The sequence below is a fragment of the Pontibacter akesuensis genome, from assembly GCF_001611675.1.
Taxonomy (GTDB): domain Bacteria; phylum Bacteroidota; class Bacteroidia; order Cytophagales; family Hymenobacteraceae; genus Pontibacter; species Pontibacter akesuensis.
In genome coordinates, this window is sequence record NZ_CP014766.1 from 4,563,879 (window position 1) to 4,587,866 (window position 23,988).

General features: G+C 49.8%; 20 protein-coding genes. 5 read left to right on the forward strand and 15 right to left on the reverse strand.

Annotated elements, in window-relative coordinates; all coding sequences use genetic code 11:
• Positions 1-9 precede the first annotated feature (9 nt).
• Positions 10-135, reverse strand: coding sequence for a hypothetical protein (locus A0W33_RS21285; RefSeq protein WP_262502134.1), 126 nt, complete (start codon positions 133-135; stop codon positions 10-12).
• A 210-nt stretch (positions 136-345) separates the two neighbouring features.
• Between A0W33_RS21285 and A0W33_RS19370 the strand changes: the two genes are divergently transcribed.
• The 5 genes from A0W33_RS19370 (at position 346) to A0W33_RS19390 (ending at position 10,112) form a co-directional block, all read left to right on the forward strand.
• Positions 346-1,704, forward strand: a complete 1,359-nt coding sequence (locus A0W33_RS19370; RefSeq protein ID WP_068839727.1) for a sigma-54-dependent transcriptional regulator — start codon at positions 346-348, stop codon at positions 1,702-1,704.
• Between the two features lie 161 nt (positions 1,705-1,865).
• The gene (locus A0W33_RS19375; protein ID WP_172798146.1) at positions 1,866-6,515 is read left to right on the forward strand and encodes a PAS domain S-box protein; all 4,650 of its coding nucleotides are present in this window, start codon (positions 1,866-1,868) and stop codon (positions 6,513-6,515) included.
• A gap of 257 nt (positions 6,516-6,772) precedes the next feature.
• Complete coding sequence (locus A0W33_RS19380) at positions 6,773-7,936, forward strand: amidohydrolase (protein WP_068839729.1); 1,164 nt, start codon at positions 6,773-6,775, stop codon at positions 7,934-7,936.
• Positions 7,937-7,942: 6 nt separating this feature from the next.
• Positions 7,943-9,094: an alanine racemase gene (gene alr, locus A0W33_RS19385; RefSeq protein ID WP_068839730.1), complete on the forward strand. Its 1,152-nt coding sequence runs from the start codon at positions 7,943-7,945 to the stop codon at positions 9,092-9,094.
• A 151-nt stretch (positions 9,095-9,245) separates the two neighbouring features.
• Positions 9,246-10,112, forward strand: coding sequence for an alpha/beta fold hydrolase (locus A0W33_RS19390; protein ID WP_068839731.1), 867 nt, complete (start codon positions 9,246-9,248; stop codon positions 10,110-10,112).
• A 51-nt stretch (positions 10,113-10,163) separates the two neighbouring features.
• Here the strand turns inward: A0W33_RS19390 and hisIE are convergent, their stop codons facing one another.
• The 14 genes from hisIE to A0W33_RS19460 all read right to left on the reverse strand — a co-directional run bounded on the left by hisIE (position 10,164) and on the right by A0W33_RS19460 (position 23,252).
• Positions 10,164-10,817: a bifunctional phosphoribosyl-AMP cyclohydrolase/phosphoribosyl-ATP diphosphatase HisIE gene (gene hisIE, locus A0W33_RS19395; protein ID WP_216637167.1), complete on the reverse strand. Its 654-nt coding sequence runs from the start codon at positions 10,815-10,817 to the stop codon at positions 10,164-10,166.
• Between the two features lie 24 nt (positions 10,818-10,841).
• Entirely contained in the window at positions 10,842-11,606 is a 765-nt protein-coding gene (hisF, locus tag A0W33_RS19400) for an imidazole glycerol phosphate synthase subunit HisF (RefSeq protein ID WP_068839732.1), read from the reverse strand.
• Positions 11,600-12,322: a 1-(5-phosphoribosyl)-5-[(5-phosphoribosylamino)methylideneamino]imidazole-4-carboxamide isomerase gene (gene hisA / locus A0W33_RS19405; protein ID WP_068839733.1), complete on the reverse strand. Its 723-nt coding sequence runs from the start codon at positions 12,320-12,322 to the stop codon at positions 11,600-11,602. The genes hisF and hisA overlap by 7 nt, the downstream gene beginning before the upstream one ends.
• Positions 12,319-12,900 carry an imidazole glycerol phosphate synthase subunit HisH gene (gene hisH / locus A0W33_RS19410; protein WP_068839734.1) on the reverse strand — a complete coding sequence of 194 codons (582 nt, stop codon included), beginning with the start codon at positions 12,898-12,900 and terminating at the stop codon, positions 12,319-12,321. The genes hisA and hisH overlap by 4 nt, the downstream gene beginning before the upstream one ends.
• Before the next feature lie 373 nt (positions 12,901-13,273).
• On the reverse strand, positions 13,274-14,617 hold the full coding sequence (gene mgtE / locus A0W33_RS19415; RefSeq protein WP_068839735.1) for a magnesium transporter: 1,344 nt from the start codon (positions 14,615-14,617) through the stop codon (positions 13,274-13,276).
• Between the two features lie 21 nt (positions 14,618-14,638).
• Positions 14,639-15,373, reverse strand: a complete 735-nt coding sequence (locus tag A0W33_RS19420) for a hypothetical protein (RefSeq protein ID WP_068839736.1) — start codon at positions 15,371-15,373, stop codon at positions 14,639-14,641.
• 212 nt (positions 15,374-15,585) lie between these two features.
• On the reverse strand, positions 15,586-16,596 hold the full coding sequence (locus A0W33_RS19425; protein WP_068839737.1) for a bifunctional 3-deoxy-7-phosphoheptulonate synthase/chorismate mutase: 1,011 nt from the start codon (positions 16,594-16,596) through the stop codon (positions 15,586-15,588).
• 1 nt (position 16,597) lies between these two features.
• Positions 16,598-17,374 (reverse strand): tryptophan synthase subunit alpha, encoded by a 777-nt coding sequence (gene trpA / locus A0W33_RS19430; protein WP_068839738.1) that lies wholly within the window; start codon positions 17,372-17,374, stop codon positions 16,598-16,600.
• Positions 17,364-18,554, reverse strand: coding sequence for a tryptophan synthase subunit beta (trpB, locus tag A0W33_RS19435; RefSeq protein WP_068839739.1), 1,191 nt, complete (start codon positions 18,552-18,554; stop codon positions 17,364-17,366). Before trpB ends, trpA begins: the two co-directional genes overlap by 11 nt.
• A 104-nt stretch (positions 18,555-18,658) precedes the next feature.
• Positions 18,659-19,282 carry a phosphoribosylanthranilate isomerase gene (locus tag A0W33_RS19440; RefSeq protein ID WP_068839740.1) on the reverse strand — a complete coding sequence of 208 codons (624 nt, stop codon included), beginning with the start codon at positions 19,280-19,282 and terminating at the stop codon, positions 18,659-18,661.
• Positions 19,283-19,300: 18 nt separating this feature from the next.
• The gene (gene trpC / locus A0W33_RS19445; RefSeq protein ID WP_068839741.1) at positions 19,301-20,128 is read right to left on the reverse strand and encodes an indole-3-glycerol phosphate synthase TrpC; all 828 of its coding nucleotides are present in this window, start codon (positions 20,126-20,128) and stop codon (positions 19,301-19,303) included.
• Between the two features lie 42 nt (positions 20,129-20,170).
• Positions 20,171-21,178: an anthranilate phosphoribosyltransferase gene (gene trpD, locus A0W33_RS19450; protein WP_068839742.1), complete on the reverse strand. Its 1,008-nt coding sequence runs from the start codon at positions 21,176-21,178 to the stop codon at positions 20,171-20,173.
• Positions 21,179-21,274: 96 nt separating this feature from the next.
• On the reverse strand, positions 21,275-21,838 hold the full coding sequence (locus tag A0W33_RS19455; protein ID WP_068839743.1) for an anthranilate synthase component II: 564 nt from the start codon (positions 21,836-21,838) through the stop codon (positions 21,275-21,277).
• 1 nt (position 21,839) lies between these two features.
• Positions 21,840-23,252 carry an anthranilate synthase component I family protein gene (locus A0W33_RS19460; protein ID WP_068839744.1) on the reverse strand — a complete coding sequence of 471 codons (1,413 nt, stop codon included), beginning with the start codon at positions 23,250-23,252 and terminating at the stop codon, positions 21,840-21,842.
• Positions 23,253-23,988: the final 736 nt, after the last annotated feature.

Below are 23,988 nucleotides of genomic sequence, written 5' to 3' on the forward strand. Positions count from 1 at the left end.
CAAACTGTTTTACCAGATCAAAGCCAGCCCCTGTAGTTCATATACTGCAGGGGCTGGCTTTTTTATGCGTAAACCGGCCTCTGCATGAAGTATAAAATGCAGGGCCAGTTTCCCGTCGATATATTGTTGTAACATCAGATTCAAAACATTAAGGTAATATAATTTTTCTTTGAATAAAAAGGCTTTACAGCACTTTAAATATGTTTTTTTTATCATCCGGGAATAAAATTCAGATTCTTAATCATACATTTGTTATTACTGTAGTTGGCTAATCCCAAACACTGTTTCTGAAGCATTTGCACCTCCTATCTTACTACTAGTCAGCTTAGTGCCTAAAACAAACTAATGAAGAATACCCCCTTTAAAATTTTTATACTGGACGATGATATCTGGTACAGCGAATTGCTGGAATATAACCTTTCGCTCAACCCGGATTATGAGCTAAAGAAGTACCACTCCGCTAAAGACTGTTTAGGTAACATGCACCAGCGCCCAAACGTCGTGACACTGGACTATTCTTTGCCAGATAAGAACGGAGCTGAAGTTCTGAAGAAAATAAAAGAGCAAAACCCAGATACGCAGGTGGTGGTAATCTCCGGGCAGGAGGACGTGGCAACCGCAGTGGAACTGCTGAAACTTGGTGCTTACGATTACATCGTCAAAGACGAGGATACACCAGAGCGCCTTTGGAACACCATTAACAAAATCAGGGAAAACGTTTCGTTGCGACAGGAGATTGCCCATTTGCGCGAAGAGATCGGGCTAAAGTATGATTTCTCCAACTTTATACTTGGCAACAGCGATGTGATGAAGAAGGTGTTCACTATGATGGACAAAGCGGCCAAAACAAACATTACCGTATCCATCACAGGAGAGACAGGTACAGGAAAGGAACTGGTTGCTAAGGCCATTCACTACAACAGCTCCCGAAAGAAACTCCCTTATGTGGCCGTGAACGTGGCAGCAATCCCAAAGGAGCTGATTGAGAGTGAGCTTTTCGGACATGAGAAAGGAGCCTTTACCGGCGCTGCCTCCCGAAGGCTGGGCCGTTTTGAGGAGGCGCATAAAGGCACTATATTCCTCGATGAGATCGGCGAACTGGACATAAGCCTGCAAGCCAAGCTGCTACGCGTACTGCAGGAAAAAGAAATTACCCGCGTGGGCGGCAACAGCATTGTACCGGTTGATGTGCGCATTGTGGTGGCGACACATAAAAACCTGGCAGAGGAAGTGAAAAACGGTAACTTCCGAGAAGACTTGTACTACCGGCTGTTAGGACTTCCCATTCAGCTCCCCCCGCTCCGCGAACGCGGAGCCGACATTATCGTGCTGGCAAAATCGTTTGTGGATGCCTTTGCCAGCGTAAATAGCATTGGCAAGAAGACCTTTACCGCTGATGCCCAGCAAAAGCTGCTTTCTTACAACTATCCTGGAAACGTGCGCGAACTTAGGGCCGTTGTGGAGCTTGCCGTGGTGATGTCGGAAGATGACAAAATCAAATCAAGCGACATTAACCTTAACACCACCAGCAACAACAGTGATTTCCTGGCTCAGGAACGAACCCTTAAAGAATACTCCACAGAAATCATTCAGCGTTACCTGGACAAGTATGAGGGCAACGTACTGCTTGTTGCGGATAAACTGAATATTGGCAAATCCACCATCTACCGAATGATTCAGAACCAGGAGTTGAAAATAAGTTAATAACAGGCCCTCCGCAGTGCTGCGCGTATACTTGCATTAATATTAAGATTACACTATATTACTTAGGCAAATTGCATTACCTTTTCTTTGCAAGCGCCAGTGTTATAATTGTTACCTCTGCCTCAAATGCTTACACTAGATCTCTGTTAAATTAAATGGAAATGGTCGACATACAAGAAAACCTCCAGCAACAGCTGCAGGAAGAGCGCCAGGCCAGGTTGGCAGCGGAAGCATTGGCTGAGGTGCGGCAGCAGGAGCTTGAGCACCTGAAGAAGTCCTTACGCACACCGCTATCTTCTCCCTGCACCATGGCACAGTGCTGGCTGCTGCAGGGTCTGTCTTACGCAGGGGCCGTTACCGATGCGTCGGGCTGCATCCTAGGACTTAACGAGGGCTTTCGTGCGCTTTTCAGTCTTCCGGAGTCCATTGATTTCTATGTAGGCCAAAACCTGGCTAACCTGGACCAGTATACGCTCCTCTCCTACTCTGATGAACATCCTGCGCCCTCACGCCATTCGGCATTTGAGGAGGCTAAGCTGCCTGATGGCACCGTGTTGGAGCGTGAAGCTTTGCCCTTGTTCGAAAATAACCTGCGCGTAGGCACTGCCTGGTTTTACCGCGACATCACCTCTAAGCGGCAGAAGCATAGCATGATGGAACTGCAGTCGGAGTTACAGGAAGAGTATCCCAACCCGGTACTGCGCCTGAGCTTTGAAGGTGACATTATTTTCGGGAACCGCGCCGGCCATGAATTCCTGCAGAAACGGATTACGCCGCAACGGTTTGATGGCTTAAAGCGCTTGTTCCGCATGCACATTTCCAGCCTGAAGCTAAATTCAAAAGCAGAGCCAGCTTATTTTGAATCGCATATTGCCCGGCGCCACTTCAACAACCTTGTTATTCCTATTCCGGATAAGGGCTATTGTAATATCTACATGTCTGACATAACCGAAAGGCGTCAGGCTGAGGTAGCACTGAAGGAAAGCCAGAACTTCATACGCAACATTGCGCACACTATCCCCAGCATTGTCTACATCTACGATATAGATGATGACAACTGCATCTACCTGAATGAGCAGGTACAAACCGTGCTGGGCTATACTGCCGAAGATATCAGGGAAATGAACGGGCAGTTTATGGGCTCTGTGGTGGCACCCGAAGACAACAGTAAAATTTTCCGGCAGACGGAAACTATGCGGGTTGCCAGAGACGGTGACATTGTAGAGTTAGAGTACCTGGTGCAATGCAAAGACGGCACCTTGAAAACGCTTTATTGCCGTGAAAGTGTGTTTAAGCGGAAGGACAACGGCCAGGTGAAGCAAGTTATCGGCTCGGCTGAGGATGTAACGAAAGTGCGCCAGCAGAGCCAGGAGTTGCAACGGCAGAAGGACTTTTACGAAGCCATCCTAAACCATATTCCTTCGGATGTGGCCGTTTACAATAAAGACCTGCAGTTCCTGTTCCTGAACCCTGCTGCCGTAGGAGACCCGGTGCTCCGCGAATGGCTCATCGGTAAGTCGAACGAAGAATACAGCAGCTTCCGCAACATCCCAGTCGAGCGCATGGAACTACGCAGCAGAAACCTGCAGCAAGTGCTGCAGGACCAGAAGCGTGTGGAGTTTGAGGAGAAGCTGATCGACAAAAACGGAAACGCTACCTACCATATCCGGCGCCTGAACCCTGTTCTGGATGAAAATGGAGAAGTGCAGCTGATTATCGGCCATGGCCTTACGATTACAGAGCTGCGCAGAGCCCAGGAAGAAATTTTAGCGACAGAGGCAAAGAACAGTGCTATCCTGGCAGCGATTCCAGACCTGATGTTCATCAACGATGAGCACGGCGTTTACCTGGATATGAAGAATGTGGACCAACAGCACTTGCTGGTGCCCAAGGACGAGCTAATCGGCAAGAACATGTACGATGCCTTGCCTGAAAAACAGGCAGCGCAGATAATGGAGCTTGTTAGAAAGGTGCTTGCAACCGGCAATTACGAGAAGTTAGCCTATGATCTGGACTTCCTGGAAGGCAAGAAGCACTATGAGGCACGCATCCTGAAGTATAGCGAGAAAGAAGTTCTGACTATTGTAAGCGATGTAACCGCCGAAAAGGAAGTATACCTGGAGGTGCAGGAGAAGAACGAGTTCATCCGACAGGTGCTGGATGCCAGCCCGAGCTTGATCTATGTGAAAGACGGAGCGGGCAAGTACATTATGGCGAACCTGGAGTTTGCCAGGCTCTTTAACAGGAGTCTGGACGAAATAATTGGCTCAGGCGGACTGGAAATTCACCAGGATGTGGAAGAGGCGCAGTTCTACATCGACGTGGACCAGCAGGTGATCAGGGAAAACAGGGAAATTAAACTGCAGGAGCGCTACACAAGCCCAAGCGGAGAGGTGAAATGGTTCAATACCACCAAGAAGCCCATCACCACCAGCAACGGACAGGTGCACGTGCTGGGCATCTCCACCAACGTAACGGAACAGCGACAGGCAAACAAAAATCTGCAAAACAGCGAAGAACTGCACCGCCTCCTGTCAGAGAACTCCAAAGACATGATCAGCCTGCATAATCCTGACTCCTCGTATATCTACGTATCGAAGGCGGTGGAGGAAATGCTGGGCTACACGCAGCAGGAAATGCTGCAGATTTTACCGCGTGAGGTTGTACACCCGGATGATTTAGACATGCTGAAGGAAGCAGGTTACTTTAAAGCCATCAAGCAAAAATCAAACGCAACGCTGGAGCACCGGGCTATCCGTCGCGATGGTTCAGTTATCTGGGTAGAAACAAACCTAAGACCGATTGTAGATGAAAAAGGGCAGCTAACCAAGATACAGACATCCGCACGGGATATAACAGCCCGCCGCCTGGCCGATGAAACGATCAAGCGCAGCGAAAAGAAATACCGCGACCTGATCAACTACAGCCAGGCCTACATCTGTACGCACGACATGCAGGGCGTAATTCTGTCGGTGAATCCATACTTGCTGAACATGCTGGATTACCGCTCGGAGGAGATGATCGGCCGTTCGCTGTACGATTTCTTCCCGAAGCAGCACCAGGATAATTTTGAAGTGTACCTGCACCAGTTCGACGGTAAAAACGTGCTGGATGGCGTACTCACACTGCTCAACAAGGCAAATGAAGAGCGCTACCTGTATTACCAGAACTACAAGGTGGAAGAACCGGACATGGCTCCTTACATTATTGCCATCGCTCAGGATATTACCGACAGAATGCGCACTGAGCAGCAACTGAAAAAAGCAAAGGAGGCTGCTGAGGAGTCGGCGCGGGTGAAAGAGAACTTCCTGGCTAACATGAGCCACGAGATCCGAACACCAATGAACGGCATTTTGGGCATGACGGGTCTTTTGCGCAAGACCCAGCTTAGCGACACACAGGTAAATTACCTGGGCATCATCCAGCAATCTGCCGACAACCTGCTGGTGGTTATTAACGACATATTGGACATTGCCAAAATTGAGGCCGGAAAGCTGGACCTGGAGGAGATTACTTTTAACCTGCAGGATGCCGTGCAGGCGGCCTATCAGACATTTATTTACAAAGCAGAGGAAAAGGAAATTGCTTATATCCTAAAACCGCTGAAGCTTTCACATCCTGTAGTAATTGGGGATCCTTACCGCCTGAACCAGATCCTGCTGAACCTGCTCAACAATGCCATCAAGTTTACCGACGAAGGAAGTATAACCCTTAGCTGCCAGTTGCTGGAAGAAAGTGCGGATGCGCTCACATTGGAGTTTGCCGTTTCGGACACGGGCATAGGAATTCCGGCATCCAAGGTGAATTACATCTTTGAAGGATTTACGCAAGCCTATTCCAGCATCACACGCAGGTATGGCGGAACCGGGCTTGGCTTAAATATATGCAAGAACCTGGTGGAGATGCAGAAAGGCCGCATCTGGGTGGAGAGCCATGAGAAACGCGGAAGTATTTTCAAGTTTGTGCTCACCTACCCGAAATCGATGGAGAGCGAGCCTGAAGTTGTGGAGAATGAAATTGACTTTGGAAGTCTGGGTAAAATAGATGTGCTACTGGCGGAGGACAACGAAGTAAATATCTTTCTGGCTGAGTCAATATTAAATGGTTGGGGGGCACAAGTGGATGTAGCACGAAACGGACGAGAGGCTGTGGAGTTAGCCGAGAAAAAGCGGTATGATGTTATTTTGATGGACATCCAGATGCCAGAACTCAGCGGAATCGACGCTACCCAGTTTATCAGGGAGTTCTCTGATAAGGCAAAAGCAAGTGTTCCGATTATCGCGCTCACCGCGAATGCACTTAAAGGAGATGCTGAAAAGTACATACATGCCGGCATGAACGACTACATCTCCAAACCGTTTGAAGAAGACAAATTATTTATGAAGGTCTCTGCCCTGTTGCCACAGCAAAGGTCGCAGGATTCAATTAACCAGGCTGCATCAGCTACTAATTCTATGCAACAGGCAAGTTCTCCCCCCCTTTACGACCTGACACTTTTGGAAAAGATGTCCCGGGGCAACGAGGTATTTATCAAGCGGACAAAACAGCTGTTTATTGATACAGTGCCTGCCTGTGTATCGGAGATGCAGCAGAAGCGCAACGAGGCCGCTTGGAACGAAGTAAGTGGGCTGGCACACAAGTTAAAGCCAACCATTGATACCATGCGTATCGAATCGCTTAAAGAGGTGGTGAGGCAAATTGAAAGTGATGCGAAGCGGCAGGAAGATTTGGCCAGGGTCAGTAAAAATATTGATTTGCTGACGGATGTGCTGAACAAAGTAGTCGACCAGTTGCAAAGCGAATTAAACTAACAACTAAACTTCTACAACAAAGGCCCTGGTTCTACAATTGGACCAGGGCCTTTGCTGTTTTCAGTCAGATCCGTTAACATTCAACGGATTGATTATACTTGTACTGGCTTTAACCTATACTTATTTTCTAGGGCTGCAGCAACTCCACTTGCGTTGCTGCCTGCAAGAATGCCTGCGCACTTACCCTATTTCTATAACCTCTCCTCTTGATTACGTAATAAGGGGTAGTTTAAAGTTCAGCTTAAAGTACAACCTCAATGCAGCACCCACAACTCGAGAACCTATCTGAGCTGGTAGCCTTGCGCCAGGAAATCCATCAGTTTCCGGAAGTTTCCGGCGCGGAACAAGGTACGGCAGCACGTATTGTAGCGCATCTGCAGCGTTACCAGCCCGACGAAGTGCACACAACTGTAGGAGGAACAGGAGTTGCAGCCGTGTTCTATGGAAAGCAGCCTACTGAAGGGCCAACAGTGTTGTTTCGGGCAGAGCTGGATGCGCTCCCTATCGCCGAAACAAACCATGATCTTAGTTACTGCTCCACAGCAGAAGGAGTTGGGCACAAGTGCGGGCACGACGGACACATGGCCATACTTACAGGTATGGCCAGCCTGCTGCACCGCCACAAGCCAGCACGGGGAAAAGCAGTGCTGCTGTACCAGCCAGCGGAGGAAACAGGAGCCGGTGCCTTTGCCGTGCTCCAGGACGAGCGAATGGAAAGATTAAAGCCTGATTTCGTTTTCGCCCTGCACAACCTGCCCGGCGTTAAGCTGCACCAGGTGGTCATCCGAAACAACGTTTTTGCAGCAGCCTCCACGGGTATGGTTATAGAACTGCACGGCAAGTCCTCGCATGCGGCCGAACCTGAAAATGGGTTGAACCCAGGTAAAGCGATGGCTGAGATCATACTTGCCTTCGATCAGATTATACAGCAAAAAGAGCAGTTCCGCGACCTGGCATTGCTGACCGTCATACACGCTAAATTAGGCGATGTGGCATTTGGCACCAACCCTGGCTTTGCCACCGTAATGGCTACACTACGCGCCTATCAACCAGAGGACTTTGCACTGCTAAAGCAGTTGGCAACAAGGATTGTGGAAGAGCGGGCAGCAAAGTATAGCTTGTCGCATACCATAAGTTTTGTAGAGGAATTTCCGGCTACCGTCAATAATGCAGCGGCGGTGGACGTTGTAAAGAAAGCGGCGCAGCAACTGAATTTTGATGTCCGGGAAGCGGTGCATCCGTTCCGCTGGTCCGAGGATTTCGGGCATTTCACGGCCCAGGCGCCTGGTGCCTTGTTTGGGCTTGGCTCCGGTATGGGGCAACCGCAACTCCACCACTCCGACTACGATTTCCCGGATGAAATTATACCCACAGGGGCTTCCCTGTTTTACCAGATTTTCCAAGCACTTCAGACTCCATAAACCCATATGTTCCATTCCTCTTACATAGAGATAAGTAAATCAGCACTTCAAAATAATATCGCCTTCATAAAGCAACTAATCGGGCAACAGGTTCAGTTTTCCTCTGTGATAAAAGGCAATGCCTACGGCCATGGCATTGAGCAGTTTACTTCTATTGCCCAGGAAAGCGGTGTAGACCACTTCTCTGTTTTTAGTGCGGACGAAGCGCAGCGCGTGCTGCAAACCGTATCGGCACCCACTACCATCATGATCATGGGCTACATTGACAATCAGGAATTGGAATGGGCTGTAGCACATGGCATCGAGTTCTATGTTTTTGAGATGAGCAGGCTGGAGGAAGCCGCAGGCGTAGCGAAGAGAATTGGAAAACGCACCCGGATTCACCTGGAGTTGGAGACCGGCATGAACCGCACGGGTTTTGAGGGAGAAACGCTGGCACGGGCAGAAGCGGCGCTGGAAAAGCACAAAGATTTTTTAGAGCTAAAAGGACTTTGCACGCACTTCGCGGGTGCCGAAAGTATACAGAACCACGACAGGGTAATGGCACAGCAGGAAAAATTTCAGCAGCTAACCCAGCGCCTGCAGCGTAAAGGTCACATTCCGGTACAAAGGCACACCGCCTGCTCTGCCGCCATGGTAGCCTATCCCCATACGCACATGGACATGGTTCGCATTGGCATTATGCAGTACGGTTTCTGGCCCAGCCCCGAAACGTATGGGCAGTACATGGCGCAGCAGCAGGATAAAACAGATCCGCTTCGCCGGCTCATCAATTGGAAGAGCCGCGTGATGAGCCTGAAAACAGTGCAGCACGGGGAGTATATTGGTTACGGCACCTCCTATCAGGCTCCCCGCAAAATGACGCTGGCTATTGTGCCTGTAGGCTATTCCTGGGGCTACAGCCGCTCCCTCAGCAATGTGGGCAATGTGCTGATTAAAGGCATGCGGGCCAGTGTGGTTGGCATTGTAAACATGAACGTGATGATGGTGGATGTAACGGATATCCCTGGCGTAGCCAAAGACGAGGAAGTGGTGTTGCTGGGCAGGCAAGGCAACGAAAGTATAACCGTGGCCTCATTTGGGGAGCTTAGTACGCAGCTAAACTACGAATTGCTCACCCGGCTTCCGGTCAACATCCCCAGAATTATCGTTGCTTAGCCTACTTCCGGTCGCAGTGCTTAACTTATGTGATTCAATTATCGAATGTGATAATTCCTGTTCCTGCTTCAGCTCGTTGCAGCACCTTTGCTATACTTGCCAAGCATACTCTTAAGTTGTAACTTACTAGGTATAACCCAACAACTGCACCATGAATTCACCAAAGTGGCTCGACAGTATCCTGTACCCGTTTGCGCACCATACCTTGCAATTGCCACAGGGCCGGATGCATTATGTAGACGAGGGAACAGGAAACCCCATCGTGTTTGTACATGGCACGCCCACCTGGTCTTTTGTTTGGCGCCAACAGATAAAGTCTTTAAGCAGGCAGTACCGCTGCATTGCACCAGACCACCTCGGCTTTGGTTTATCGGATAAACCTGCAGACTATACTTATTCGCCGGAAGTCCATGCGGATAATCTGGAAAACCTGATTGAGCACCTGCAACTGAAAAATATTACCTTGGTGGTACATGATTTCGGAGGACCCATCGGCCTGCGATATGCTCTGCGCCACCCCGGGAACGTAAAAAACCTGGTAATTCTGAATACCTGGATGTGGGGGTTGGAAGAGGAAAAGACGATGATGAAGATCAGCAGGTTTATGAGCGGAAGCGTTGGCCGCTTTTTATACCTGCAGGGAGGCTTCTCGGCACGTGTGCTCCTGCCACAGGGTTATAACGAAAGCAAGCACCTTACCAAAGATATTCGCCAGCACTACCAGAAACCGCTCTCCACCGCTGCAAACCGCAGAGGCACGTGGCAATTTGCCAAGGCACTGCACGAATCCAACTTATACTTTGCAGAGCTGTGGGCGCAGCACGAGCAGCTACGCAAAATAGACAAACTCATACTTTGGGGAGAGAAAGATAAACTGCTGCCCCTGCGCTTTCTCGATAAATGGCAGCAGGCTTTTCCAGAGGCAAAGGTCATCAAACTGAAGGCAGGACACTTTCTGCAGGAAGAAAAAGGGGGCGAGGTGGCAGATGTAATAAAAGCTCAACTGCAGGCAAAATAAAAAGCAGCGACTAAGTTAAAACCGGCCGCTGCTTTTCAGGAAGTATAAAGTCTAGTTCTTATGCCGCTCCTGCAGCACTGCTACTACATCTTTCAGGCTTAGCCCCGAAGCAGAGAGCAATACCAGCAGGTGATACAGCAGATCGGCCGCTTCGCCCTTCATAGTATCCAGCTTTCCTGCTACGGCGTCAATAACAGTTTCCACCGCTTCCTCCCCTACTTTTTGGGCAATTTTGTTGATGCCCTTGTCATACAAAAAATTAGTATAAGAGCCTTCTACAGGATCAGACTTCCGCTGCTGAATCACCTCCTCCAGCTGGGCAATAAAGCGGATGGCGGCAGAACGGGTAGCGGCCTCTTCCTCCCCGAAACAACTGGTGGAGCCGGTGTGGCAGGTAGGGCCGTTTGGTTTCACTTTGATGAGCAGCGAATCTACATCGCAGTCGCGCATGATACTCACAACCTCTAGCGTATTGCCCGATGTTTCACCTTTTGTCCAGAGGCGGTTTTTGGTACGGGAGAAAAAAGTTACCAGTCCCTCCAAACGCGTCTTGTCCAGTGCCTCCTGGTTCATATAACCTAACATCAGCACCTGACCTGTTATATCATCCTGTATCACGGCTGGCACCAGGCCGCCTGCTTTTTCAAAGTCTAATTCCACTTCTTTTTTGTTTTTGGTTATCAGTAAAGAGTGCTGAGTATTCATTCACTCAAACACTCAATCACGCATTCAAAATTTTATCCGGACGTCTACACCCTGCTCTTTCAAGTATGATTTCAAGTCGGGGATGGCCAGTTCGCGGAAGTGAAAGAGGCTTGCAGCCAGAGCGGCATCGGCATGCGCTAGATTGAATGCATCTGCAAAATGCGCCATACTTCCGGCGCCTCCGGAGGCAATAACGGGAACAGAAACTGCTTTGGCAACCGCTCCTGTAATGTCAAGGGCAAAACCTGCTTTGGTGCCGTCGTTGTTCATACTTGTCAGCAGAATTTCACCTGCCCCCAAATCCGTCACCTGTCTGGCCCAGTCCACGGTGGCGTGTTCTGTTTCGATCGTTCCTGCACGAGTGAATACTTTCCAGCCTGTCGCGTCCGTATGCTTTGTATCTATGGCCACCGTCACGCACTGACTGCCAAAGTGCTTGGCGAGTTCGGCTACCAACTGCGGGTTCTTGATGGCGGAGGAGTTGACGGACACTTTGTCAGCCCCAGCATGCAGCAGCACTTCTACATCGGCCACGGCACTGATTCCGCCGCCCACTGTGAATGGGATATCGATATGGCGGGCAATGTCTCGTACGAGCGCGGCAAAAGTCTTGCGTTCTTCGTTGGTGGCCGTTATATCGAGGAACACCAGTTCATCGGCGCCCTGTTCGGCATACCACTTCGCCAGTTCCACGGGGTCACCCGCATCACGTATGTTCTCGAACTGCACGCCTTTTACCGTACGGCCGTTCTTAATGTCGAGGCAAGGTATAATGCGCTTGGTTAGCATAAAAATCGCTCTAAGTCTTTTAATTCTATAGTGCCCTCATAGATGGCTTTCCCGATAATGGCGCCGGTTACACCTATTTCCTGCAGTTCCTCCAGGTCCTGTACGGTTGTTACGCCGCCACTGGCAATCACGTCGGCCGCAGGCAGCGTCAGCTTCAGGTGACGGTAAGTGTTGGTGGAAGGGCCCTGCAATTTACCGTCTTTGCTAACATCAGTGCAGATAAAAAGTCTGGCCCCCGTTTCCAGGTAGCCCGACATAAACTCCTGCAGCGGGTATTTGCTCTCCTCGGTCCAGGCGCTGATGGCAATGTTGGTGCCTTTGAAATCAGCTCCGATGATGATCTTATCAGGACCGTAGGTTAGCAACCAACTTTTTACCAGGTCCGGCTCACGCACGGCTATACTTCCGGCCGTAATTTGGGCAGCCCCGGCATCAAACGCCTGCTTCACCGCCTCCTCCGACTGTAAGCCTCCGCCAAAGTCGATGGTGAGGCTTGTGTTGGCGGCTATACTTTCCAGCACGTGCAGGTTTACGGGTTTGCGGGCACGCGCGCCATCCAGGTCCACCAGGTGCAGGCGCTTAATGCCGTGGCTCTCGAAACGCTTCGCTACCTCAAGTGGATTGCTGTCGTAGGTGGTTTGCTGGGCAAAATCGCCTTCGGTGAGGCGCACACACTGGCCTCCAATCAAATCTATGGCTGGGATTATCTCCATCATAAGGCTAAAAAGTTCTTTAGGATTTGTGCGCCGGCAGGTCCACTCTTCTCGGGGTGAAACTGCGCGGCGTAAAAGTTCTTGTACTGCAATGCAGCTGAAAATGGCTCGGGATAAGCAGATTGGGCAATGGTATACTCACTTTGCGGCACATAATAGCTGTGCACATAGTAAACGTACTCCTGTTCAGGTATGCCCGCAAAAAGCGGTGAGTTGAGCTGCTCCAACTGGTTCCAACCCATGTGCGGCACTTTCAGCTCTGTTTGGAAACGCTTTACCTGCAGCGGGATAATGCCCAGCAATTCTGTGTCGCCCTCTTCGGAGTGCTGGCACAGCAACTGCATGCCCAGGCAAACCCCGAAGAACGGCTGCTCCAGCGTAGGCAGGAGCTTGTCCAGATTGCGCGCCTTAAGCTGAGCCATAGCCGAGGAAGCCTCTCCCACTCCCGGAAATATAACTTTATCAGCCGCTTTGATCGTCTCAAAATCGCTGCTCAGGTTAGCCTGCACGCCCAGCCGCTCCAATGCAAACAGAACCGACTGCACATTACCTGCTTTATAATCAACTATAACTAAGTTCATCTATTTAGATGTTAGATATTAGACGTTAGACATAAGACCTGAATTGAGTATTATAATTTGCTCCTTTAAGTTGAAGAAACACCTTACAAATTCTTTCTTTCGAAGTACCAAAATATAATCCTGTGCATCCCCACATCCTGTAAATCCTGATTCAGACAACAAAAAAAGCCTGACTCTGTTCGGAGTCAGGCTTTTGGATATGTATAGCTTATACGTTTAGCAAATCCATAGGCAGGCGGCTCCGAAACTTATGCTTCGTGCATGATGATGGTGCAGATGAGCCTGTGTGCCTTTCATGATAGGACAAAGATATACGTTCTGAAGTATAAAGTACAGCCAATGCGGAAAAGTTTTCATCACAAACATGCCTGCACTACAACAACGTGCCACTTAGGATGCTGGCCGCAATGGAGAAATAGATGATCAACCCGGTCACATCCACCAGCGTTGCCACGAAAGGGGCTGATGAGGTGGCGGGGTCCAGCCGCAGCTTTTGCAGCAGAAACGGGATCATAGAACCTGAAATTGTTCCCCAGAGTACAATACCGATCAGCGATAAGCCGACGGTTACACCAATAAGAGTGGCATAATCGCCGTAATCATAAAAGCCTGCCTGCTGCCAAAGTATAATGCGCAGAAATCCAACAGCACCAAGTATAATACCAAGCAGCAAGCCCGAAAAAACTTCTTTCCTCATTACGTACCACCAATCTTTGATACCGAGTTCCTTGATGGCCATGGCACGCACAATGAGGGTGGCGGCCTGTGAGCCGGAATTGCCGCCGCTGGAGATAATGAGGGGTATAAACAGCGCCAGCACAACCGCCTGTGCAATCTCCTCCTCAAAAAAGCCCATTGCTGAGGCTGTAAGCATCTCCCCCAGAAACAAAATAAGAAGCACACTTGCCCGCTTGCGCACCAGCGTGAGCAGCGGCGTTTCGGTGTACGACAGCTCCAGGGCTTCCAAACCACCGAACTTCTGAATATCCTCCGTATCCCTGCGCTCTATTTCGTCAAAGATATCGTCGAAGGTCACAATGCCCACCAGCACCCCCTTCTCCGACACCACCGGCATTACGGCGCGGTCATACTTATTGAACTGCTCAATGGCCTCTTCGCGGCTCATAGTTGTTGTGAGGCTCAAAAACTGGTAATCCATCAGCGACTCCACCGTCTGCTGCTCCTCTGCCATCAGCAGTTTACCGATGCGGATATCGTCTACCAGCACATTGTTTTTGTCCACCACATACACATGGTTCAACGTCTCCGCTTTTTTCCCATACTTCCTGATGTTATCCAGCGCCTGCCGCACAGTCCACCCTTTCTTTGCCTGTATGTAGTAAGGCGTCATCAGGCGGGCTATACTTTTCTCCGGGTATCCCAACAGGTTGAGCGCGATACTTTTCTCCTCCGGCGAAAGCAGGTTGATGGATTCTTTGATCAACAGGTCCGGGAAGTTCTCAAATATCTCAGTTCTGTCGTCCGGAGCCATGTTCTCCAGCATGGCAGCTGTGTCGGTGGAACCCAGTTTCTTCAGAAGCTCCTCCTGGTTGGAGTAGTTAAAGTAGGTAAACACCTCCGACTTAACCTCGCCCGGCAGCAACAGGAAAGCTAGCAGCCGCTCCTTCTCGTTCATCCCGCCCAGTACCTCTGCAATATCGCTGGGGTGGTTGTGCCTTAAGTCTCTAAGGTTTATAACTGTGCTGACTTGATTCATATTGCGCTGTACTTAGACATGCTAATTCAGGTTAAGGCCGACGGCAAGCCCTACCCAAGGCTTGTGCTGATAAATCCAGTCATTTCTGTTTTCGTCGAATAAATGATCTATACCGACAGCCAAACCTAATGTAAAGTTATTTATTCCTACAATTCCGGCTACTCCGTTTAGCAAAACCACTCCTTCGTATTCATATGGTGTAGCTCCCTGTGTTACCCACTCATTCATAGTAGTTGCGCCTAAACCAGAGAAGAAACCAACGCTATAGCCAAAGTGATTTTCGCTCTTGTGGAAATCCCCTACAGGTGTAGGCCTATACTTCAGTCGGAATATGTCTTTACGGGCTCCTATATAAATAGCTCCCTGAAAGGTTGTGGTGAGCTGCTGCGGAAAGCCCGAAGTACCTGGTCGATATTTAAAGGGGATAGTTAGCACATCTAAATCAAATGATGATTTAGAGAAAGTGTATACATGCTGCACAGGACTATGCTGTACTTCCGGAACAGCAATAACTATATTTGAGGCCGTATCTGTGTTGAAATATCTCCCCTTATCACGCACAGTAGACAAAATAAGGGTGTCTTCCTCCACATCTACATAGGCTCTGATTGCTGCACTTCCTGTAGAAGTCACTTTAAAAATGCCAGACGAAAATTCATACTTCGGGGACTCCCTAAGAGAAGCACAGGAACTAAAAATCAATAGCAGCAAAAAACAGTAAAGAGAATTATAAGATGTAGCTTTTTTTCCCATCATCCTTCTTTAGAATTCAAACAAATGACTTTTGATCTGATGAACGATAAAATTTCGGCAACAAGTGAAAACCAAAACGCCTGCTCCTTGTACAGGAAACAGGCATTTTAGATTCAACTCTTTACAGACATAAAATAATTGGACTTCTCTTTTAACCAGACAACAATAAGATCTGCCATGTCGCAACTTCAAACTACATTTACAGCAGATTAAACTTAGAAGCTTTCCCGCAGCTCAAACGCCTGGCGCATGCGCTGTATCATTCGCTCCGACTCCCGGAAGTCAACGGTTTGCTGTGCATCTGAAAAGGCTTTCTCCGGTGTCTGGTGCGTTTCGTAGATCACACCGTCTGCACCGGCCATTACAGCCGCCAACGACATCTGCTCCACATAATCACGCAAGCCAATGCCGTGCGACGGGTCTACAATCACCGGCAGGTGCGTTTTTTCTTTCAGCACCGGAACGGCGTTCAAGTCCAGCACGTTGCGGTACGCATTTTCGTAGGAGCGGATGCCGCGCTCACACAACATGATTTTCTCGTTGCCATGCGAGAAGATGTACTCCGCCGCCTGCAGCAACTCTTCCAGCGTACCGGAAATACCGCGCTTCAGCAGCACCGGCTTCTGCGATTCTCCAAGAGAATCAAGTAAGTTGAAGTTCTGGCTGTTGCGGGCGCCCACCTGGAACACATCCACATAGTCAATCATCTCCTCAATCTGAGACACCTGCATCACCTCGGTAATTACCTTGATGTCATTTTCGCGGCAAATGCGGTGGAACATTTTGAGGCCGTCCATGCCCATACCGCGAAAGGCATAAGGAGAGCTGCGGGGCTTGAAAACGCCGCCACGCATGATCTTCACATTATTCTTTCTTAGGTGCGCCACCACGCTCTCAATCTGGGCCTCGCTCTCGATAGAGCAAGGGCCGGCCATGAGGCTAAGGCTGCCCTCCCCGATGACCACGCCATCTCCTAAATCGATGCGGGTAGGGTTTACGCGCCACTTGCGGGAAATAAGCTTGTATTCCTCCGATACGCGGTGAATGTCCGCCACGCCCGGCAACTGGCCGATGTGGCGGATGTCGAACTCTTTTTTGCCGATGGCAACCAAATAATGGGCCTCCTGCGTCTGCACCTCGTTGGCCTTATAGCCGATTGCCTTCACCTGCTGCAGGATATTCTCCTTCAGCTCCGCCGGAATTCCTTGCTGGAGTTGTATGATCATGTTAGTTTCTGATGCTTTGGATGAATGATGATATGTTCTCTTGCAGGCTTCCCTCCTGCGTTAGCGCCTTTACAAAAGCACTGCCGATGATGGCACCGCTGCCATGGTTGCAAGCAGAGGCAAAGGTTTCGCGGTCGTGGATGCCAAAACCGATAACGCCGGGGTTCTGCAGTTTCATGCCTGCCACGCGCTGGAAATATGCCTGGCTCTGCTCTGCCAAACCGATCGTTTTGCCTGTGGTGGAAGCCGTAGACACCATGTAAATAAAGCCATTGGTGTGGCTGTCTATTTCACGGATGCGCTCCTCCGGTGTCTGCGGTGTGATGAGGAACACTTTGCTCAGGTTATACTTGGCAAACAGCTCCTTGTACTCCTCCACATACTCGCGCAGCGGAAGGTCAGGCAGAATAACGCCGTCTATGCCTACTTCACTTGCTTTTTGGCAGAAGGGCTCCACCCCATACTGCATTACCGGATTCAGGTAGCCCATCAGCACCAGCGGTATCTGAGTTTTCTGCCGTATATCCTGCAGCTGCTCGAACAACTTGGAAATGGTCATGCCATTTTGCAGCGCCACCGTGCTACTCTGCTGAATGGTGGGTCCATCTGCCAACGGATCAGAGAAAGGCATTCCCACCTCTATCATGTCCACGCCGTTTTTCTCCAGTTCGAGTATGATGGCTTCCGTATCGTTCAGGTTGGGGTACCCAGCCGTAAAGTATACCGACAGCAGCCCCTTCGGCTTCTGCTCAAAAAGGTTTCTGATTCTATTCTTCATCGAAATTGAAATGCTTAAGGTAGGTAGAAAGGTCTTTGTCGCCACGGCCCGAAAGGTTGATGACTACAATATCCTGGGGCTTTGCCTGCAGCCGCTCTAGCACTGCGAGGGCGTGTGCTGTTTCCAAAGCCGGAATTATTCCCTCGAGCCGCGTCAGCTCCAGTACCGCCTTCAGCGCGTCATCGTCGGTTACGTTTTCAAAGCGAGCGCGCTTGCTAACGAACAGGTGCGCGTGCATCGGGCCAACACCAGGGTAATCCAGACCGGCAGAGATAGAGTATGGCTCCGTTACCTGTCCGTCCTCTGTCTGCATCAACAGCGTACGGCTGCCGTGTATGATGCCGTCTTTCCCCAGCACTGAGGTAGCCGCCGACTCACCGGTGTCAACGCCCTTGCCAGCTGCCTCCACGGCCACCAGCTCCACTGTTGGCTCATCGAGGTAATGGTAAAATGCCCCGGCGGCATTGCTGCCACCGCCCACACACGCAATCACGTAGGTTGGCAGTTCAGTACCCTCCTTCTCCAGCAGCTGATACCGCATTTCCTCTGAAATCACAGATTGGAAGCGTGCGACCATGTCCGGGTACGGGTGTGGACCAACTACTGATCCAATGATGTAATAGGTGTCTTCCGGATTATTAATCCAGTCTCGGATAGCCTCATTGGTGGCGTCCTTTAAAGTTCTGCTTCCGCTGGTAGCCGGCACTACCTTAGCGCCGAGCATTTTCATGCGGGCAACGTTCGGCGCCTGGCGCTCAATGTCTACCTCGCCCATGTACACAATGCACTCCAGCCCCATCAGTGCGCACACGGTAGCCGTGGCCACGCCATGCTGGCCAGCACCGGTTTCAGCAATAATGCGTTTCTTCCCCAGCCGCTTTGCCAGCAGTACCTGACCAATGGTATTGTTAATCTTATGGGCACCCGTGTGGTTCAGGTCCTCGCGCTTCAGGTATACTTTGGTATTGTACTTCTCCGACAGGCGCGGGGCAAAGTATAATGGCGTTGGCCGTCCCACGTAATCCTTCAGCAGCTTTTGCTGTTCTTCCTGAAATTCTGGCTGCGCCATGATAAGCAAATAGTTCTGACGCAGCTCCTCCACATTGGGGTACAGCATCTCGGGCACGTAGGCCCCGCCAAACTGCCCATAAAAACCTTTTTCGTTAACGTGATAGCTCATTTTTAGAGACGTTAGATGTAAGACGCTAGATTCTAAACTTGCACTAGCTTTATTATGTACACATAAGCACAAGATTAAAACTGCGCCATGCTTAACTCTACAATTTATTTGTTTCTGATCAAGCCAAACAGCTCATTCAGCGTTTCGATGTTCTTCAGCCCCGGCTCCTGCTCAAAGCCACTGTTCACATCAATGGCAAATGGTTTTGGCCGGACTTTATCCAGGTGCGGCACGTTTTCAAGGCTGATCCCGCCGCTCAGGAAGTATGGCTTTGGTGACAGGTAGCCTTGCAGCAATTCCCAATCAAAGGGAATTCCGTTGCCGCCATGCTCTTTGCCCTTCGTGTCGAACAGGAAGTAGTCTGCGCAAGACTCATAGAGCAGCGTGTTCTCGAACACAAAACGGTCATCGACCGAAAACACCTTAATCACCTCCACCTCGAGCGCCTGCACCTCCGCGCACTGCCTCGCCGACTCGCTGCCATGCAGCTGCACCGCGTCCAGTTTAAACCTGGCTACAGTGGCTTTGATGGTGTCAGTCGTGGCATTTACAAACACACCCACCTTTTTTATACTTGCCGGTAGTTCGGCCAGCAGTTCAGGAGTGATATGGCCCTCGGCGCAGCGCTTGGAGTTTTCGTAAAATATAAAGCCGATGTAGTCGGGTTGTAGCGCCGCCAACTCCCGCAGGTTCTCCGCTTGCCGCATGCCGCATACTTTTATTTTCATACCTCTAAGTATAAATGCTTAGCTTCTCACCAGTTCCCCGGCCTCTAGCTTATCGCGCAGCTGCCGGTACTCACGAATAAAATCGGATGCGGCACGCTCAGGGCGGCTGTTGTACATAAAGTTCTCCCCAATCAGAAACCCGTTGAAACCAGCCTGTCGCAGCTCCAGCAAAGTTTTGGGCTGACTGATGCCGCTTTCCGAGATCTTCGTCATACCTGACGGGATGTGGTGCGCCAGCTCAAACGAGGCATTGATATCCGTTACAAAGTCTTTCAGGTTGCGATTGTTTACACCCACCACGTTTACATTTTCAGAAAGTGCGGCGTCCAACTCTTCTTTATCACGCACCTCCAGTAGCACCTCCAACCCGAATGAACGGGCAAAAGCAGCCAGTTCTTTCAGACGCTCAGGCTCCAGTGCAGCAGCTATCAACAAAATTGCATCCGCGCCGATGGATTTAGCCTCCACAATCTGGTACTCGTCCACTGTGAAGTCTTTGCGCAAAATTGGGCAGTAGTTATACTTCCGCGCTGTCATCAGGTCTTCGTTTTTTCCTCCAAAGTATGTCCCATCCGTTAATATAGAAAGCGCTGAAGCGCCCGCTTGCATATAGCCGATAGACGTGCGCTCCACCGACACATAAGGGTTGATGTCTCCCCGTGAAGGTGACTTACGCTTGATTTCAGCAATGATGCCGCTTTTGTCGGGGCGCAGCAGGTAGCGCTCTAACGAGATGCACGGCGTTTCGAAGTACAGGCTCTTTTCCAGCAGCTTCACCGGATACAGCTCCTTGCGTTCGGCTACCTCCTTGTATTTGGTGGCGATTATTTCGTCTAGTATGTTCATGTTGTTCTAACTTAAATTATAGAAATGTGAAGGTCTGAAAAATCAAGCCTCCACCAGTTTCTGATCATTTATTAACTTGTTGAATAGCGCGTAAGCTCTTCCGGATTCAAGTGTTTCCTTAGCTAAATTTACTGCTTCTTTTAGCTCCAACTCCGGCCGTGCGCACTGGAGTGCCATTCCTGCGTTTGCAGCTACAACGGCTGTCTGCGCCTCGGTGCCCTCTGCTTTCAATACCTTCAAAAATATTTCTGCTGAAGAGGCCACATCCGAGCCGCCTTTTATCTGTTCGTGCTGCAACTGCGGCAAGCCAAGCGAAGTTGCATCTAACAGCGCTTCCCGGGAATCAGAAATCACTTTGAAAGGACTTGTCAGGGAGATTTCGTCGTAGCCGTCTAATGTATGGAGAATAATATAGCGGGTGTCAGTTTGCTGATAAAGATAACCATACATGCGCGCCAGTTCCAGGCTAAATACGCCCACTAACTGCCGCTTCGGAAAAGCAGGATTCACCATAGGGCCAAGCATGTTAAAGAACGTCTTCACACCCAGCTCCTTCCGAATAGGTCCCACACTCTTCATGGCCGGGTGAAACAGGGGCGCATGCAGAAAACAAATGCTGTACTTCTCGATGCTCCGCTTTAAAGCATCGGTATCAGTGGTGAACTTTACACCTAACGCCTCCAGCACGTTAGAAGACCCGCAGGACGAAGAAACGCCATAGTTGCCGTGCTTTGCTACTGCCACCCCGTTAGCCGCCACTACAAAAGAAGCCAGCGTAGAGATATTGAAAGTGTCTTTGCCGTCACCTCCAGTTCCACACAGGTCAATCGGGTTGTAGGCATCCAGGTCTACGCGGTGGCACAGGTCCAGCAGCGCATCGCGAAAGCCCTCCAGTTCATCCACCGTAATGCTGCGCATCATAAATACGGTCAGGAAACTTGAAATCTGGTTCTGGTTATACTTACCGGCGGTCACATTCACCAGCACCTCCCGCGCCTCAGCTTTCGTCAGGGTCTTATGCTCAAATAAGTGGTTCAGTATTTCTTTCATGTTATTATTAGATGTTAGACTAAAGACGTAAGACTCAAGACTTTTCTTTTCTAGTCTACAAACATTGTGTCTTGCTACTTGTGTCCTGTGCCCAGTTTAGCTGTCTAACCAGTTCTTAATCATTTCCCTGCCATGCTCAGTTAGCACCGACTCCGGGTGAAACTGTACGCCGCGCACGTTGTGCTCCCGGTGGCGCATAGCCATGATGTGTCCCTGCGCATCGACAGCGGTTGGTTCCAGGCAAGCCGGCAGTTCCTGCTCCACCAGCCAGGAGTGGTAGCGGCCCGCCTGAAATCGCGTTGGAAGGTTCTGGAACAGCGGCTCCTGCGTACTCACCACCTGCACCGGCACCGCCACGCCATGCCATACTTCCTTGCTGTTAAACAATTTACCCCCGTATACCTCGCCTATTGCCTGATGGCCGAGGCAAACTCCGAACAGGTCTTTGCTGGAGCCATAGGTGCGGATGACCTCTTTCAACAGCCCCGCTTCGTCAGGAATTCCAGGGCCGGGCGAAAGCATGATTTTGTCGAAGGTTCCAACTTCCTCCAGCGTGATCTTGTCGTTTCTCCGAACCGTTACCGTTGCCCCCAGCTCCTGCAGCAAGTGCACCAAATTGTAGGTGAAAGAGTCGTAGTTATCTATTACCAGAACGTTCATATCAGTTAATTTCTTGGGCCATTTCCAGTGCGCGGCGCAAGGCCATTAGTTTGTTGTCCACCTCCTGCAGCTCGCTCTCCGGATCGGAGGCCGCCACAATGCCTGCACCTGCCTGAAAATATAATTTGTAGTCTTTGCTCAGGAAAGAGCGAATCATGATGGCACTGTTAAAGTTGCCGTTAAAGTCGAGGAAGCCAATGCAGCCACCATAAAAGGCACGGTTTGTTGTTTCGTAGCGGTCGATCAGTTGCATGGCCATGTGCTTGGGGGCGCCGGAAAGGGTGCCTGCCGGAAACGTGCTGGCCACCATCTGGAGTGCATCCTCCTGCCGGTGCAAAGTACCTGACACTTTAGACACTAAGTGAATCACGTGCGAGTAAAACTGTATCTCCCGGAACGTCTCCACCTGCACGCTGTGTCCGTTGCGGCTCAGGTCGTTACGAGCCAAATCTACCAGCATCACGTGCTCGGCATTCTCCTTTGGGTCGGCCAGCAGTTTCTCGGCAAGTGCCGCGTCAGCCGCATCGTCGCCTGTTCTTCGGAACGTGCCGGCAATCGGGAATATACTGGCCTTCTTGTCCTTAATCACCAGCTGGGCCTCCGGTGATGAGCCGAAAATCTTGAAGCTGCCGTAGTCGAAGTAAAATAGGTAAGGTGAAGGGTTGATAGAGCGCAACGAACGGTATACATTGAAATCATCACCCTGAAAACTCTGGGCAAACCGGCGTGAAAGCACCAGTTGGAATACATCGCCGCGGTAGCAGTGCTCTTTGGCTTTGGCGATATTCTTCAGAAAAGTTTCCCCGCTGATGTTATGTTCTTCAGCACCGCTTGTCCTGAAAGTATAGCTCGGAATGTTGCGGCTATTCAACAAGGCCTCCAGCTGCGCTATTCCATCATCCTCTCCTTGGTTATAGTTATGTGCGAAAATATAGGCCTCGTTAGTGAAGTGGTTGATGGCTATGATGTGGCGGTACACCGCATAATATAAGTCTGGAATCTCTGCGCGACCCTCCCGCATGTTCAACTGAATGTCCTCATAATAGCGCACAGCATCATAGCTCATGTACCCGAACAGGCCGTTGTGGATGAAGCTGAACTGCTTGTTCTCCTCCACCTCAAAGCTTCTGGAAAACTCCCCCAGCAGCACCGGCACATTTGTGTCTTTGGTAATATCGGTGGTGCGGACACTGCCATCCGGGAAAACCTCTGTCAACACCTCGTTCTCGGCTTTTATACTTGCCATAGGGTTGCAGCAGATATAGGAAAAGCTGTTTTCGGCACCGTGGTAGTCGGAGCTTTCCAGTAGAATGCTGTTCGGGAATTTGTCGCGCAACTTCAAATAAACACTGACAGGTGTAAGCGTGTCTGCCAGCAGCCGTTTGAAAGTGGTATGTAGGGTATACTTTTTCATGCAGTTTTGGGGTGATGGAAAAACAAAAAGGCCTGCTATTCGGGTTGAACAGCAGGCCTTTTATACCTTTATCGTTTGTGCTTTTATCTCTTCAGTAGGGATATAGCAGTGCTGTTCACGTTCGTTTGCATAACGTGCCACCACCAAGCTGCCAAATGAAGAATATGAGCCATAATTTCTATTTAAGTGAGAAAACAGGATTTCTGCCTTTTCTCTCCTGCAAAAGTATAGGGTAAAACGAGAACTCCAAACACTTGTTTTAATTTATTTTCGATCTGAAAGGTTTTAGGCCACATCCGCCTTCATCATTCCCTAGTAAAATCGCCTTACCTGAGATAATACATCGTGAGTTTGATTGTTAACCGCCCTTTCCCTCCTTAAAAAATTTTACTTCTAAACTCAGGTATGATTAATAATTTCTCCCTTTAGCATAACTGCTTCTAAAACAATAGCGCAGAATACTTTAACGTTTAGTAGAAGTATAAGCAAACTAAAAAGTGCACACCCGCTTCGACTAAAAAGAATCAGCCTATCTGTTACCCAAAAACTAGATTCAACCGTAACAGATTTCTGGGCAATAGGAAACAATCAGGTCATAGCTGCTGTCTCATGGACAATACTATATCTATAATTGCTATATTTGTGCATATTTAAATAAATTTGATTTGCTGAGGCATGTTATGCTTAAGCATCCCGGGCTTCGAAAACCAAATATTATTCGTAGTAGAACGGGCTC